This window comes from Mesorhizobium sp. USDA 4775, from assembly GCF_054062655.1.
The window spans coordinates 1678945-1693915 of record NZ_JBSSFM010000001.1 but is presented as its reverse complement, the minus strand read 5'-3'; the positions used below and the strand labels follow the sequence as shown (position 1 = coordinate 1693915).

At 63.0% G+C, this 14971-nt stretch carries 13 protein-coding genes, 1 tRNA gene and 1 pseudogene; 9 read left to right on the top strand and 6 right to left on the bottom strand.

Features of this window, described 5'->3' with window-relative positions:
• Positions 1-28: 28 nt before the first annotated feature.
• Genes ACVILI_RS08355 through ACVILI_RS08340 form a run of 4 tightly spaced genes read left to right on the top strand, consistent with a single transcriptional unit; the run spans position 29 to position 4867 of the window.
• Complete coding sequence (locus tag ACVILI_RS08355; protein WP_240564595.1) at positions 29-1123, top strand: microcin C ABC transporter permease YejB; 1095 nt, start codon at positions 29-31, stop codon at positions 1121-1123.
• Positions 1123-2268: an ABC transporter permease gene (locus ACVILI_RS08350; RefSeq protein WP_038651982.1), complete on the top strand. Its 1146-nt coding sequence runs from the start codon at positions 1123-1125 to the stop codon at positions 2266-2268. The genes ACVILI_RS08355 and ACVILI_RS08350 overlap by 1 nt, the downstream gene beginning before the upstream one ends.
• Positions 2265-3896: an ABC transporter ATP-binding protein gene (locus ACVILI_RS08345; RefSeq protein ID WP_019863026.1), complete on the top strand. Its 1632-nt coding sequence runs from the start codon at positions 2265-2267 to the stop codon at positions 3894-3896. The genes ACVILI_RS08350 and ACVILI_RS08345 overlap by 4 nt, the downstream gene beginning before the upstream one ends.
• A 29-nt stretch (positions 3897-3925) precedes the next feature.
• Entirely contained in the window at positions 3926-4867 is a 942-nt protein-coding gene (locus ACVILI_RS08340; RefSeq protein ID WP_019863025.1) for a 2-hydroxyacid dehydrogenase, read from the top strand.
• A gap of 8 nt (positions 4868-4875) precedes the next feature.
• Here ACVILI_RS08340 and ACVILI_RS08335 read toward each other — a convergent pair whose 3' ends face one another.
• The 3 genes from ACVILI_RS08335 to ACVILI_RS08325 form a co-directional block, all read right to left on the bottom strand.
• Entirely contained in the window at positions 4876-5403 is a 528-nt protein-coding gene (locus tag ACVILI_RS08335) for a P-loop NTPase family protein (protein WP_038651980.1), read from the bottom strand.
• Positions 5404-5471: 68 nt separating this feature from the next.
• Complete coding sequence (locus ACVILI_RS08330) at positions 5472-5834, bottom strand: hypothetical protein (protein WP_027047714.1); 363 nt, start codon at positions 5832-5834, stop codon at positions 5472-5474.
• 108 nt (positions 5835-5942) lie between these two features.
• The gene (locus tag ACVILI_RS08325) at positions 5943-6860 is read right to left on the bottom strand and encodes a class I SAM-dependent DNA methyltransferase (protein ID WP_038651978.1); all 918 of its coding nucleotides are present in this window, start codon (positions 6858-6860) and stop codon (positions 5943-5945) included.
• Positions 6861-7010: 150 nt separating this feature from the next.
• Here ACVILI_RS08325 and ACVILI_RS08320 point away from each other — a divergent pair, with 150 nt between their 5' ends.
• Complete coding sequence (locus ACVILI_RS08320; protein WP_038651976.1) at positions 7011-8018, top strand: ligase-associated DNA damage response exonuclease; 1008 nt, start codon at positions 7011-7013, stop codon at positions 8016-8018.
• A gap of 4 nt (positions 8019-8022) precedes the next feature.
• Positions 8023-9627: pseudogene (locus tag ACVILI_RS08315) on the top strand (cisplatin damage response ATP-dependent DNA ligase).
• A 3-nt stretch (positions 9628-9630) separates the two neighbouring features.
• Here ACVILI_RS08315 and ACVILI_RS08310 read toward each other — a convergent pair.
• Positions 9631-10776 carry a hypothetical protein gene (locus tag ACVILI_RS08310; protein WP_240564594.1) on the bottom strand — a complete coding sequence of 382 codons (1146 nt, stop codon included), beginning with the start codon at positions 10774-10776 and terminating at the stop codon, positions 9631-9633.
• Positions 10777-11065: 289 nt separating this feature from the next.
• On the opposite strand from ACVILI_RS08310, the gene ACVILI_RS08305 reads away from it, so the two are divergent.
• Positions 11066-11141: transfer RNA gene (locus tag ACVILI_RS08305), tRNA-Thr, on the top strand.
• Between the two features lie 303 nt (positions 11142-11444).
• A complete protein-coding gene (locus ACVILI_RS08300) occupies positions 11445-11930 on the top strand; it encodes a toll/interleukin-1 receptor domain-containing protein (protein WP_457102389.1) in 486 nt (161 codons plus the stop codon).
• 4 nt (positions 11931-11934) lie between these two features.
• Here ACVILI_RS08300 and ACVILI_RS08295 read toward each other — a convergent pair whose 3' ends face one another.
• Complete coding sequence (locus ACVILI_RS08295; protein WP_457102388.1) at positions 11935-12360, bottom strand: hypothetical protein; 426 nt, start codon at positions 12358-12360, stop codon at positions 11935-11937.
• An 82-nt stretch (positions 12361-12442) separates the two neighbouring features.
• On the bottom strand, positions 12443-12679 hold the full coding sequence (locus ACVILI_RS08290) for a hypothetical protein (protein WP_457102387.1): 237 nt from the start codon (positions 12677-12679) through the stop codon (positions 12443-12445).
• Positions 12680-13253: 574 nt separating this feature from the next.
• On the opposite strand from ACVILI_RS08290, the gene ACVILI_RS08285 reads away from it, so the two are divergent.
• Positions 13254-14882 carry an IS1634 family transposase gene (locus tag ACVILI_RS08285; protein WP_038655116.1) on the top strand — a complete coding sequence of 543 codons (1629 nt, stop codon included), beginning with the start codon at positions 13254-13256 and terminating at the stop codon, positions 14880-14882.
• The last annotated feature ends 89 nt before the right edge of the window (positions 14883-14971 follow it).

Here is a 14971-nt window from a genome sequence, read left to right as displayed (position 1 = left end):
TCTCAGTCCAAAAAGGGCAGGAAGCCTGATGGGCGCCTATATACTGCGCCGCATCCTTTTGATGATCCCGACCCTGTTCGGCATCATGGCGATCTCCTTCGCCGTCATCCAGTTCGCGCCGGGCGGCCCGGTCGAGCAAGTCATCGCCAAGCTGACCAATCAGGGCGGCAGCGACCGCCTCGGCGGTGGCGGCGGCGATGCCGGCGGCTCCAATTTCGACGTGGCCGGCGACGTCAGCTCGAAATATCGCGGCGCGCAGGGGCTCGATCCGGAATTTATCAAGAAGCTGGAGAAGCAGTTCGGTTTCGACAAGCCGCCGCTCGAGCGCTTCGGCATGATGCTGTGGAACTATATCCGCTTCGATTTCGGCAACAGCTACTTCCGCGATATCTCGGTGCTCGACCTGATCCTCGAGAAGATGCCGGTGTCGATTTCGATCGGGCTTTGGATCACGCTCTTGTCCTATCTGATCTCCATTCCGCTCGGCATCCGCAAGGCGGTGAAGGACGGTAGCCCGTTCGATGTCTGGACCAGCGGCGTCGTCATCGTCGGCTATGCCATTCCCGGCTTCCTGTTCGGCATCATGTTGATGGTGCTGTTCGCCGGCGGCTCGTTCTGGGACTGGTTCCCGTTGCGCGGCATCGTCTCGGACAATTGGGACCAGTTGTCCTGGCCGGCCAAGATCGCCGACTATGCCTGGCACATGACCCTGCCGCTGACGGCGCTGGTGCTCTCGGCCTTCGCAACGACGACGCTTTTGACCAAGAACTCGTTCCTGGAGGAAATCCGCAAGCAATATGTGGTGACGGCGCGGGCCAAGGGCCTGTCGGAGCGGCAGGTGCTCTATGGCCATGTCTTCCGCAATGCCATGCTGATCGTCATTGCCGGCTTTCCCGGCGCCTTCATCTCGGCCTTCTTCACCGGTTCGCTGCTGATCGAGAACATCTTCTCGCTCGATGGCCTCGGCCTGCTCGGCTTCCGATCGGTGGTCGAGCGCGACTATCCCGTGGTGTTCGCAAACCTCTACATCTTCTCGCTTCTCGGGCTGTTCGTCGGATTGCTGTCCGACCTGATGTACACCTGGGTCGATCCGCGCATCGATTTCGAGCGGAGAGACGTCTGATGTCGGAGGCGAGCGTCACCGCCGGCGTGGTGCCGGAGCGGATGCCACGGCCGTTCCTGTCGCCGATCAACAAGCGCCGCCTGCAGAATTTCAAGGCGAACAGGCGCGGCTACTGGTCGTTGTGGATTTTCCTTGTCCTGTTCGTGCTGTCGCTGTTTGCCGAATTCATCGCCAACGACAAGCCGATCATCGCTTCCTACAAGGGCGAGATCCTGTTTCCGGTGCTGGTCGCCTACCCGGAGGAAAAGTTCGGCGGCTTCTATGCCGTCACCGACTATCGCGATCCGGTGATCCAGGACGAGATCAACGCCAATGGCTGGATGATCTGGCCGCCGATCCGCTATTCCTACCAGACCGTCAACAATGCCATTCCGGAAGCCGCACCGGCCAAGCCGTCCTGGCAGTATGACGCCGCCAAGCGCTGCAACCAGTATCCGCAAGGGGCTGCCGACCCCGCCTGCATCGTCGGCAACTGGAACTGGCTCGGCACCGACGACCAGGCACGCGACGTCTTGGCGCGCGTCATCTACGGCTTCCGTATCTCGGTGCTGTTCGGGCTGATCCTGACCGCCGGCTCTGCCCTGATCGGCGTCGGCGCCGGCGCCCTGCAGGGCTATTTCGGCGGCTGGACGGACCTGCTGTTCCAGCGCTTCATCGAAATCTGGTCGGCAATTCCGGTGCTCTATCTCTTGCTCATCGTCGCCGCCATCCTGCCGCCGGGCTTCTTCATCCTGCTCGGGCTGATGCTGTTGTTCTCCTGGGTGGCGCTGGTCGGCGTCGTGCGGGCCGAGTTCCTGCGCGCCCGCAACTTCGAGTACGTCAACGCCGCCCGCGCGCTCGGCGTGCCCAACCGCACCATCATGTTCCGGCATCTGTTGCCCAACGCCATGGTGGCGACATTGACCTTCATGCCCTTCCTGCTCTCGGGCTCGATCTCGACACTGACCTCGCTCGACTATCTCGGCTTCGGCCTGCCGCCGGGGTCCGCCTCGCTCGGTGAGTTGCTGAAGCAGGCGCAGCGCAACCTCAATGCGCCGTGGCTCGGCATTTCCGGCTTCGTCGTCATCTCGCTGATGCTGTCGCTGCTGGTCTTTGTCGGCGAGGCGACGCGTGACGCCTTCGATCCGCGCAAGACGTTCAAATGAGCGAAGCGCCTCTGCTCAGCGTACAGGACCTCAGCGTCGCCTTCAGCCAGGGCGGCGGCCAGTCTGTCGCCGTCGACCATATCTCCTTCGACATCGCCAAGGGCGAGACGATCGCGCTGGTGGGCGAGTCCGGCTCCGGCAAGTCGGTCTCTGCGCTGTCGGTGCTGAAACTGCTGCCCTACCCCAGCGCCAGCCATCCCTCGGGGAAAATCCTGTTCGAGGGCGCCGACCTTTTGGCGATGAGCGAGAAGCAATTGCGGCAAGTGCGCGGCAACAAGATCACCATGATCTTCCAGGAGCCGATGACCTCGCTCAATCCGCTGCACACGATCGAGCATCAGATCGTCGAGATCCTGAAACTGCATCAGGGCATGGCCGACCGCCCAGCCAAGGCGCGCACGCTGGAACTGCTCAACGAGGTCGGCATCCGCGATCCGCAGAAGCGGCTCGACGCCTATCCGCATCAGCTGTCCGGCGGCCAGCGCCAGCGCGTCATGATCGCCATGGCACTGGCCAACGAACCGGAACTGCTGATCGCCGACGAGCCGACAACGGCGCTCGACGTCACGGTGCAGGCGCAGATCCTCGAACTGCTCGCGGGCCTCAAAAGCCGCAAAGGCATGTCGATGCTGTTCATCACCCACGATCTCGGCATCGTGCGCAAGATCGCCGACCGGGTCTGCGTGATGACCAAGGGCAAGATCGTCGAGACCGGACCGACCAAGGAGATCTTCGCCAACCCGCAGCACCCCTATACGCGCCACCTGCTAGCAGCCGAGCCGAAGGGCAAGCCACCGGCCGCCAACGCCGACGCCAAGCCGGTGATGGCCGGCAAGGACATAAAAGTCTGGTTTCCGATCAAGCAGGGCTTCTTCCGCCGCACGGTCGACCATGTGAAGGCTGTCGACGGCATCGATGTCACCGTGCGCGCCGGCCAGACGCTGGGCGTGGTCGGCGAGTCCGGCTCCGGCAAGACGACGCTCGGCCTGGCCCTGGCACGCATGATCTCGTCGACGGGAACCATCCGGTTCAACGGCCGCGACATCAACCAGCTCACCTTCAACGCCATGCGGCCGCTCAGGCGCGAATTGCAGATCGTGTTCCAGGATCCGTTCGGCTCGCTCAGCCCGCGCATGTCGATCGCCGAGATCATCGAGGAGGGCCTGAAGATCCACGAGCCGAAACTGTCGCCCGATGAACGCGACGACAAGGTTGCGGACGTGCTGAAGGAGGTCGGGCTCGATCCGGCGACCCGCAACCGCTATCCGCACGAGTTTTCCGGCGGCCAGCGCCAGCGTGTCGCGATCGCGCGCGCCATGGTGCTCAACCCGCGCTTCGTCATGCTGGACGAGCCCACATCGGCGCTCGACATGAGCGTGCAGGCGCAGGTCGTCGACCTCCTGCGCAATCTGCAGGCCAAGCACGACCTCGCCTATCTCTTCATCAGCCACGATCTCAAAGTCATCCGGGCGCTTGCCAACGACGTGATCGTCATGCGCAATGGCCAGATCGTCGAAGCCGGCCCTTCCCAGCAGATTTTTGAAAATCCGCAAACCGACTATACTCGGGCACTGATCTCGGCCGCCTTCAAGATAGAGACGGCGCCGGTCGGCATCGTCAGCGAGTAATTTGCGTAAAGAGGACTAGACGAATCGCGATGGAAAAAGGCCGCATTCTGCTTGCCGTCACCGGCTTTCACCCGCAGCGCTGGCGCGAGCTTCTGTCGGCCGAGCGCGAGGTGGTGCTGGAGCCGGACGGCGCCAAGGATCCGTCGATCACCTATGCGGTGGTGTGGAAGCAGAAGCCCAATTTGTTGTCTTCGCTGCCCAATCTGCGCGCCATCTTCTCCATCGGCGCCGGCGTCGACCACATCTTCGCCGATCCCGGCCTGCCCGACGTGCCGATCGTCAAGGTCGTCGCCGACAACCTCACGCAATACATGACCGAATATGTCGTCTGGCGGGTGCTCGATCATCATCGCCAGGGCCTGCTCTACCGGCAGCAGCAGCAAAAGAAGATCTGGCACGAGCCGCCGCAGCGGCCGGCCGGCGACATATCCGTCGGCATTATGGGGCTCGGCAATCTCGGCCGCGCCGCGGCCTCGGTGCTGCTGTCGCTCGGCTTCGCGGTCAATGGCTGGTCGCGCACCGAGCGGCCGATGCAAGGGGTGGCGACCTATTCCGGCGAGGCCGGGTTGATCCCCTTCCTCAACGCGACCGATATCCTTGTCGTGCTTTTGCCGCTGACGCCGGACACGCAAGGCATCATCAATTACGGCGTGCTGAAGGAATTGCGCAAACGCAACGGCCTCGGCGGTTCGGTGCTGATCAATGCCGGACGCGGCCGCCTGCAGAAGGATGCCGACATCGTGCGGGCGCTGGATGACGGCACGCTGAAGGAGGCGAGCCTCGACGTGTTCGAGGTCGAACCGCTGCCGAAGACCAGCCCGTTGTGGAACCATCCGAAAGTGTTCGTGACGCCGCACGCCGCGGCGACCTCCGATCCGATGCACCTGGCGCCGACCATGCTGCGCCAGATGGACGCCTTCGAGCGTGGCGAAAAGCTCGAGAATCTGGTGGATCGCAAGGCGGGATATTAGCCAGGGTCTTACATCGCCAGATCCCAGTCCCTGAAGCACTGCTTGATTGCTCTCACGGAGGACAGCTGCAGCTTCGGCAGGTCGAGCTCCTCGAACATCGCCTGGTATCTCCGGCGGTTTTTCGGCGTGGTCACGGCAATATGGTGGATCATGTCCCATTTGACGCTGTCGCGTCCGCCTTCCAGGGCACCGCGCCGGTTCTTCTCAAACCAGCTTCGCCTGAAATAACGCAGCAGGCTTGCCGGCGTGGAGATATCCAGCAGGATCACTCCCGTCGCCCGCCGGAAACGTTGCGGCATGCAGATCGAGTAATTTCCGTCCATCACCCAACGCTCGCTGGCGATCGCGCCGTCATGCAAGGCAATGAATTCGGCCTTTGGACGCGGCTCCCAGTCGGTGTTGGGCAGATGATGAAGCAGATCGAGGTGAACGGGCTCCAGGCCACGCTTGCGGGCAATCGCATCGGCCAGGGTCGACTTGCCGCTGTTGGACGGCCCCAGAATGCAGATGCGGTCGCCAAGGTCCGAGAGTTTCATCGATCGTCCCCTACGCGGACGCGAGCATGCTGCCGGCGATCACTCTCGTCGGACAGCTGCTGCTATTTTCAGCTCGGCAGGGCGAGCTTCTTCTTCTGATTGTCCGGCTTGCCGCAGTCGCGGCGCTCGATCGACCGGTTCATGGCATCGATCTCGCCTGACGCCTTGTCGCTGTCGCGCTTGGCCTTGGAGCGCATGTCGGGCGTGAACGGACCGAAACCCATCGCGGGATTGGAGAAGGTCGGCTTCGCGGTCACAGGCAGGTTGTATTGCTGCGCCAGGCCATTGCGTTGCGCCAGCAATTGATCGCACGGCACGGTGTCGTACTGCAGGGAGGATTCTACGTCGGCGTCCTGCCGCTCGGACATCGAATTGCCGACGCAGCCGGCCGTTGCCAGGCAAGATGCCAAGATCATCATGTTCCAGCGCATCCGATATGCTCCTCCTGATATCCCGCCCTGACGCGACCAGATCGCAAATATCAGTCGCGCACGCAAATCGGACTTTTTCGCAGCAGCGGGATGGTGTTCATGCACGCTTCAAACGGCGTGAGGCTTCCACGCCACAACGCCCAGCCCTTTGACGGGCTCGCGTCGATCCTGCCGGATGGTGGTTGGCTCCAGCGCCAGGATCGCAAGCCCGTTGGCCTCCATTGTCCGCCTGACATAGGGCTGCGAATGGGCGTAGCGCCGCGAGGGCTGCAGCGCGAAATCGCCGTCGTCCGCCAGTGTCTCGACGGAGAAGGCAAACAGGCCGCCTTCGGCGAGCACGCCGGCAACGGTGCCCACCAGACCATCGAGCGCGCCGATGTAGATCAGGACATCGGCCGATGTCACCAGATCGGGCCTTTCGCCTGAATGGGAAAATCCCTGCAGATCCGCTTTTGTCAGCGTGTGGTAGATGCCTTTCGCCCGCGCCTTCTTCAGCATCCTGGCCGATATATCGACCCCTTCCAGCCGGTCGACGATCGGCCTCAGCCTCTCGCCCATCAGTCCCGTTCCGCAACCAAGGTCGAGCGCCACGCGGAAGCGACCCGGCCTTGCCTTGCGAATCATCTGCTCGAGAAATTCGGGCAAGCGGTAGTCGAGCTTGCCGACCAGCATCTCCTCGAATGTCTCGGCATAGTGGTCGAACAGCGCCTCGACAAAAGCACTGGGCGGCGCGGCGGCGAGCGGAGCCTTGCCGATCAGCTGCAGTTTGAGGGCCGCGCCCTGGCGGTCGGCCGGGTCCAGTTTCAGCGACATCGTCCAGCCCTGCGCCGCCAGGTCGAGCCTGCCCGATGTCTCCTGCATCTCGCCGAGGCGGAACCAGCCCATTGCCCATTGCGGCGCCAGCTCCAATGCGCCGAGCAGCAGCTCGGCCGCCGCCGTGCGATCGCCGGAGGCAAATAGCATCTCGGCATAGTCGGCACGGCGATCGGCGTTCAAATCGCCGGAGGATGTCTGAAGCGGTTTCATGATGATGGTTCCGCCGGTGGAGGCCGGCCGCCACCTCTTTAGAGCAAAGGATGCGGAAGCTGAACCGAATTGAGCGCCCTTTGCCCAGGAGAGTCAGCAGTCTCCGACATCAGGCTTCCCGCAGCGGAATTATATCCTATCTTGGGGACCATGCGCGCCAGCGACCTGCTTCATCCCCGGCCCGAAGGCCTTTACTGCCCCCCGGGCGATTTTTTTATCGACCCGGTGCGGCCGGTGGACCGGGCGCTGATCACGCACGGCCATTCCGACCACGCACGCTCCGGCCACCGCTCGGTGCTGGCGACGCAGCAGACGCTCGACATTATGGCCCTGCGCTACGGTGAGGACTTTGCCGGAACGACCCAAGCCGCACCGCTCGGCGAGACGATCGCTCTGAACGATGTCAGCGTCAGCTTCCATCCGGCCGGCCATGTGCTGGGTTCGGCGCAGATATCGGTCGAGCATCAGGGCACGCGCATCGTCGCCTCCGGCGATTACAAACGGCAAAAGGATGCGACCTGCGCGCCGTTCGAACCGATCCGCTGCGACGTCTTCATCACCGAGGCGACCTTCGGCCTGCCGGTGTTTCGCCATCCACCCGACACCGAAGAGATCGCCCGCCTGCTGAAATCGGCGGCGCAGTTTCCCGAACGCTCGCATCTGGTCGGCGCCTATGCGTTGGGCAAGGCGCAGCGCGTGATGCGGCTGTTGCGCGACGCCGGCTATGACAGGCCGCTTTACATCCATGGCGCGCTGGCCAGGCTCAGCGAATACTATCAGAGCCAGGGCATCGACCTGGGTGTCCTCGAGCCGGCAACGGTCGAGGGCGGCAAGGATGACTTTGCCGGCGCCATCGTCGTCGGCCCGCCATCGGCCTTCGCCGATCGTTGGGCGCGGCGCTTTCCCGATCCGATCTCGTGCTTTGCGTCGGGCTGGATGCGCATCCGCCAGCGCGCCAAGCAAGGCGGCGTCGAACTGCCGCTGATCATCTCGGACCATGCCGATTGGGACGAACTCACCGCCACCATCAAGGAGACCGGCGCCGAGGAGATCTGGGTGACGCATGGCCGCGAGGAAGCGCTGGTTCGCTGGTGCGAGCTCGAAGGCATCGCCGCCCGGCCGCTGCATCTGGTGGGCTATGAGGACGAAGGCGATTGAAGCCATGAACCGCTTCGCAGAACTTCTCGACCGCCTTGTGCTGACGCCGTCGCGCAACGGCAAGCTGACGCTGCTGGTCGACTATTTCCGAACCGTCGAGGATCCGGATCGCGGGCTGGCGCTGGCGGCCATCACCGGTGACCTCACAATAGCCGCGGTCAAGCCGGCCATGCTGCGCATGCTGGTCACAGAACGGATGGATCCCGTGCTGTTCGGCTACTCCTACGACTATGTCGGCGATCTCGCCGAAACGGTGTCGCTGGTCTGGCCGCGGACGCCGGGCAAGATCCCCAACCGCGAGCCGACGCTCGGCGAGGTCGTGGCCAAACTGCAGGCGGCAAGCCGCTCGGACGGACCGAAAGTGCTGGCCAGCCTGCTCGACAGCGCCGGCATTTCGGCGCGCTTCGCCATCATCAAGCTGGTCACCGGCGGCCTGCGCATCGGCGTCTCGGCGCGGCTCGCCAAACAGGCGCTGGCGGATTTCGGCAAGGTCGACGTCGCCGAAATCGAGGAGCTCTGGCACGGTCTGTCGCCGCCCTATACGGCGCTGTTCGCCTGGCTGGAAGGCAAGGCCGAAAAACCCCGCAACACGGCGATGGCGCTGTTTCCGCCCGGTGATGCTGTCGAACCCGGTCGGCGACGGCGATCTCGAAAAGCTCGACCCGGCGGATTACGGCGCCGAATGGAAATGGGACGGCATCCGCGTCCAGGCGGTGGCGGAAGGCGGCATCCGCCGGCTCTATTCGCGCACCGGCGACGATGTCTCCGGCGCCTTTCCCGACCTCGCAGACGCCATGCACTTTTCCGCGACGCTGGACGGCGAATTGCTGGTCGGCGATCCGCGTGAGGCGACGGGGACCTTCTCGGATTTGCAGCAGCGGCTGAACCGCAAGACTGTGACGCCGAAGATGCAGCAGCAATATCCGGCCTTCATGCGCTGCTACGACCTGCTCCAGCTCGGCGACGAAGACCTTCGCGAATTGCCGTTCCGGGAACGGCGTGGCCGCCTCGAAACCTTCGTGAAAACGCTCGACCCCGGCCGTTTCGACCTGTCGCCCTTGGTCGCCTTCACGGACTGGCAGGCGCTGGAGAACCTGCGCCGCGCGCCGCGCCGCACCCGATCATCGAAGGCGTGATGCTGAAGCGCTGGGATTCGCCCTATGTCGCCGGCCGGCCGAAAGGCCCGTGGTTCAAGTGGAAGCGCGATCCGCACACGGTGGACGCGGTGCTGATGTATGCCCAGCGCGGCCATGGCAAGCGCTCGAGTTTCTACTCCGACTACACGTTCGGCGTCTGGTCCGGAGCCGAGGGCGAGGAGGAACTGGTGCCGGTCGGCAAAGCCTATTTCGGCTTCACCGACGAAGAACTGAAGCAGATCGACAAATATGTTCGGGACAACACGGTCGAGCGCTTCGGACCGGTGCGTTCGGTGCGGGCGGACCGTGACAACGGCCTGGTGCTGGAAGTCGCCTTCGAGGGGCTCAACCGCTCCACCCGGCACAAATCCGGCGTCGCCATGCGCTTTCCCCGCATTTCACGGCTGCGCTGGGACAAGCCGGCCAACGAGGCCGACCGCATCGAGACGCTGCAGGCGCTGCTCGACCGCTGAGCCCTACGGCTCGATCGAGACGCGGATCTCGTAGATGTCGACCGCCTTGCCCTGCTTGTCGAAATCGGAATTGACGGCGATGGTTCCGGCCGAGCCTGGATGCTTGTTGGGGAACTGCACGTCGAACAGATATTCGTTGCGCTGCTGGCCGACCGCGTAGCGCTTGCGGCCGCAATCGCCGAGCTCGCCGAAATTGCAGTCGACGGAGATCTGCGTGTCCTTGCCGTCCTCGGCACGCGCGATGATGTCGAATACGGCGTGCTTGCCGGCGAGCTTCTCCAGCACGCCCTGCCCGACATCGAAGGCGATCGCCGAACCTGAGGGGCCGGACTGGATGCGCAGGAACGGACCGGTGTCGTCCTTCATCACCGAGGCCTTGGCGTCCGACGGGGCGGCGACATGCGTCGGATCGGTCGGCGAGAACACATTGATCCAGTTGCGCGACTGGTCCGCGGCGCCAGGCTTGGCCGGCGCGTTGGCGCCGTCGGCCGGGGTGAAATCGTCGTCCTCGACGGTTGGTGGCGCCTCGGGCGGCGCCGTATCGAGCTGCGCCGCCGTCTTGAACACGCCGGTCTGCATGGCAAAGAACACGCCGATGCCGATCGCCGCAAGCAGGGTCACGCTGAAGAAGATGGCGGTCAGCGGCAGGCGGCGTCCGCGAATGCGCCGTTCATCGCGATCGGGCGCCACTTCCGTCGCGGTACCCGAAGCGCTAGGAGCGGACATGTCGATGGCAGGCACGCCGGGAAGCGTCGCGTCCGGCATGATGTCGGGAACGACCGGCAGCACGCGCGAAAGCGGCGCATCGGATGCCGGCTGCGCGGGACTGTCGACGGTGACGGCGGGCGATGGCGCCTTGTCTCCGATCTCGATGGCGGGCGCCGCGACGGCCGCGGGCTCGGCCGCCGGGGCGTCGACCTCCAGGCCCACATCCGGCACCGCCGGCAGGAACTCGGATTCGATTTCGGTGATCGTCGCCTGGATCGCCTTGCGGCGCTTGATGGCAACCTCCACGGTCACGCCGGGATTGGCCTGGAGCGCACGGTCAAGCGCGGCAAAGGCCGACCGATAGACCTTCTCGCGGAACGCGCGGTCCTCGGCATTGCCCTTCTCCAAGGCGTTCCGGATCGCTTTTTCGATCGCGTCCAAGCGGGATCCCTCTGCAAATTGCCCCAATCTTCCCTGATGGTTAGCCGTAGGCGACCAATCAATCAACGGGCGGGCGGCCGCATTCTGCCTCGACGGGCCGTCCAAAGTCCATCTTGGCGATATTCCGGCAAACAAAATCGGAACATGTCGGCGATTCTCATGCGCGGCGAGGTGCGAACCCCTGGTTTCGACCGGGCGGGCGCTCTTGCATGATTTGCCACGTGGCATCTTGAATTCGCGGCCGGTTGAGTCTATCACCCAGCCCATCTTGGAGGCTTTGGCCTCCCGGGCCGCTTTAGCTCAGTTGGTAGAGCACATCATTCGTAATGATGGGGTCAGGTGTTCGAGTCACCTAAGCGGCACCATATTTTCCAAGGGTTTGTGAGCCAAACCGCTCTCGGGCAAAGCCTCGAAAATCAAATCAGGACACATTCCGGGACACAAACACCATGGCAAGATGCACAGCACCAAGAGAAGGCCATCGCACGGCAAGTGGCGCTGCTGCCTGCCCTGCATGCCGTGGCGGCCGCTCCAGGGGCTACAGCAGCTATGGGTACTCGTCGCCGTCCCCATCCTACTCTTCGTCGGGAAGCAGCGGGATCAGCCGGAGCAGTGGCGGCGGGTTCAGCAGCAGTGCAAGGCCGAGATGGTCGCGAGCCGGTTCGTCCGTGGCGTACACGGCTGCCGAGGTGCAGGCACTCACGCCGATCCGCGAGACCGTCGAAAAGCGGCCGCCCCTACCTGACCGTCGGGACATCTTCCTGTGCCATGCGTGGGACGACCGACTCGGGTCCGCCAAGGAGCTGCACGATCTGCTCGAGGTGCTCGGTGTCTCGGTGTGGTTCAGCGAGAAGGACGTCGCCCTCGGCACTTCGTTGCTCCGCGAAATCGACAAGGGACTGGCGAAGTCGCGAGTCGGTATCGTGCTGGTGACCCCTGCGCTGCTGCTCCGCGTTCAAGGAGAGGGAAGCATCTCCGACAAAGAGCTATCGGCACTCTTGCACCGTGACCAGCTCGTTCCCATCGTCCATAACACGACCTACGAAGCTCTGCGCGATGTCAGTCCCATGCTCGCCTCGAAAAGCGGCCTCAGTACTAAAGAAAATTCGATGGCAGAGGTCGCCGCCAAGCTCGCCGAGTTGGTCGCCCCCTAAGAAGTCACAGCAGATAGGGCTGTTCCGGCGGCTGGCGCTCGGCGCCGGGCAGTTTCGGATGCTGGTGGCCACAACCGTGGAGGCCGTACTCGGGAACCTGGAGACCGACCTGGTCGAAAAGCCAAGCGCTGACATAGCCGCGGTGGCAGAAAACGCCATCCCCAGGCCGCTCCCAGCAGAGCAGCGCAGCAGGCCGGCCGGCCGCCAGATCATGGATCGTGCGAACGATTTCATGCGGATCGAGCCTGGCGAGCTGCTCGAGGTAGCGCCGGCGATATTCGTCGACGTCGACGCTCTTGAACCATTCGCCTGGCGCGAGGGCGCGTAGCGCAGGGACATCACGAAGGCGATGAGGCGCCCAGCGCGCGATCGAGATCAGCGCGAAGTGCGTGGGCAGCTTGGCGAAAAAGCTCGAGGTGACGATTTGCATGTGTCCGCCTCATCCTTTTACAGATTTGACACTCGCGGGCGCGCGCCGTGCACAATTTTCATACTCGCGTGCGCGCCGGCGATCAGCGGTTTAAACGCTGGCAGATGGGATCGGCTGGTACCTGCGCCTGCCACAGCGCCAACACGACCTGGTCTGCTTTCTGCTTGCCGGCGTGCGCCTCAACGAACAGAGCGCCGGCGCACATCTGGGCGATGGCGACCCTCATCGCCTCGTCGGCGCTGGTGCGATTCTCCAGGTGGGCGAGTTCTGCCATTGCATCCAAGATGGCGAGCTGATCAAGGCTGTTTTTTATATTCATGATTGCTGTTCTCCGCTGCTCGAATTTCTGTTGTATTCAACATGAGGATTATAACTCTAAAACTATACATATGTAACTGGTCTAACATGTTTATTTTGTCACCTTTATTTTTACACGATACTTGAATGCAACCTGTGTGGAGACAGAGCGAATAGAATCGGTTAAAGACCCTGCGACGCAGGGCTAGAGAAGGGGCAATAATTCCGATGACAATAGTTGCAAATGACGTAGCAACGATCTTGGGCATGGTCGCTCGAGGCGACAAAAAGCACCACATTGCGGCATGGTACGGGGAGAATCCCGCGCGCATCGCCGAGGTCGAAGACGGGGTGCTGGGTCTTCCGCCCATGGCACCAGCAAATACACTGCCGCCTAAGGGATCACCTGGTCTGAAAGGACGTAAGCTGAGACCCAACTTGAACAGTTGGACGTGAACGGATAGCGAACACTGTCCGTTAAGCCATTGAATTCATTTGCCTTGAATTTCGGGCGCGAAAATGTGTGGTAACAACATTTGTGCTGTTTGCTCTGTTTTGTCTGGATTTGACGGCATTTATTTACTAACAACGCTGGCATGTTTGTCGTTGAGAGAGTCGCGCGCGGCCATCGCTATCTCTACCTCGTGGAAAGTGTCCGCGACGGCAAAACCGTTCGCCAGCGCACGATAAAGGCACTGGGCCGCAAGGATGCGCTGGTTGCCAGCGGCGAACTTGACAGATTGGCGGCCTCGATTGCGCGCCATGGCGAACGCAGCCTCATCCTGTCCGACATTGACGCGGGGCGGATTGCCTCTCGCCGCATTGGCGGTCCGCTGTTGTTCGGGCGGCTGTGGCAGCGGCTCGGGATTGGCGATGTGCTGGAAGAGGTGCTGGAAGGGCGCCAGTTCGGCTTTGCGGTGGAACGGGCGGTGTTCATTGGCACGTTGCATCGGCTGTTCGTGTCGGGCTCGGACCGCGACTGCGCGAACTGGATGGCCGATTATGGTATCGAGGGCGCCGAGGGTCTGGCGCTCCATCACTTTTACCGGGCCATGGCGTGGCTGGGCGAGGAACGCGGCGAAAAGGCGCAAGGCGCGCTGGTGGCGCGCTGCGTGAAAGACGTGATCGAGGAAAAGCTCTTCGCGCGCCGGCAGGACCTGTTCACCGACCTCAGCCTTGTGTTCATGGACACAACCTCGTTATCCTTCTACGGCGCGGGCGGCGAGACGCTGGGCAAGCGCGGGCATTCCAAGGACTTCCGCCCCGATCTGGCGCAAATGATCCTGGCGCTGGTCGTTGATGGCGAGGGCCGGCCGATCTGCACCGAGATGGTGCCTGGCAACACCGCTGACGTGACCGTCCTGTTGCCGGTGGTCGATCGGCTGCGAACGCGCTTCGGCGTCACACGCGCCTGCGTTGTCGCCGATCGCGGCATGATCAGCGCCGATACCATCGCCGCGCTCGAAAAGCTGGGCATGGAATACATTCTGGGGGCCCGCGAACGCTCGAGCAGCGTGATCCACAACGTCGTGCTCAATGACACGGCGCCGATGGTTCCGCTCGTTCTCGAGCGCCAGCGCGGTGAAACTCAGTTGTGGGTCAAAGAGGTCAAGTTCGGTAAAGACCGCTACATCGTCAGCCGCAATGACGCCGAGGCCGAGAAGGACAAGGCCGACCGCCAGGCGATCATCGCCGGCCTCGAGGCACAGCTCAAGAAGGGCGACAAGGCACTGGTCGGCAACTCGGCCTACCGGCGTTACCTCAAGGCCGGCGGCAAGAACTTCAAGATCGATGTCGGCAAGCTTGCCGAGGAAGCCCGCTACGACGGTATCACCGTGGTGCGGACCAACGCGAAGGTGACCCCGCTCCAGGCCGTGCTGCGGTATCGCGATTTGCTCGAGGTCGAGAGCCTGTTCCGCGCCGCCAAGGCAACCTTCAATACCCGGCCGATCTTCCACCAATCCGATGCCGCCATCCGCGGGCATGTGTTCTGCTCGTTCCTGGCGCTCGTGCTCAGCAAGGAACTGCGCCGCCTCTGCCGGGCCAAAGGCCTGACGCCCGAATGGCAGCCGCTCCTACGCGATCTCGATCGCCTCCAGGAAGCCACCATCGAAAAGGATGGTCGCATCGTCACAACCAGAACTCACGTCACCGGCCAAGTGGGCAACGTCTTCAAGGCAGCTGGCATCGCTCTGCCACACAACCTCGACGAACAACTCGCCTGAGATCCCCCCAAAATGTAGTGGTAACACGCGCCGGCGCGCGCCTAACATGCTGACTTAATGACATATTCTCACAGGCGGTGTTTAAGTCG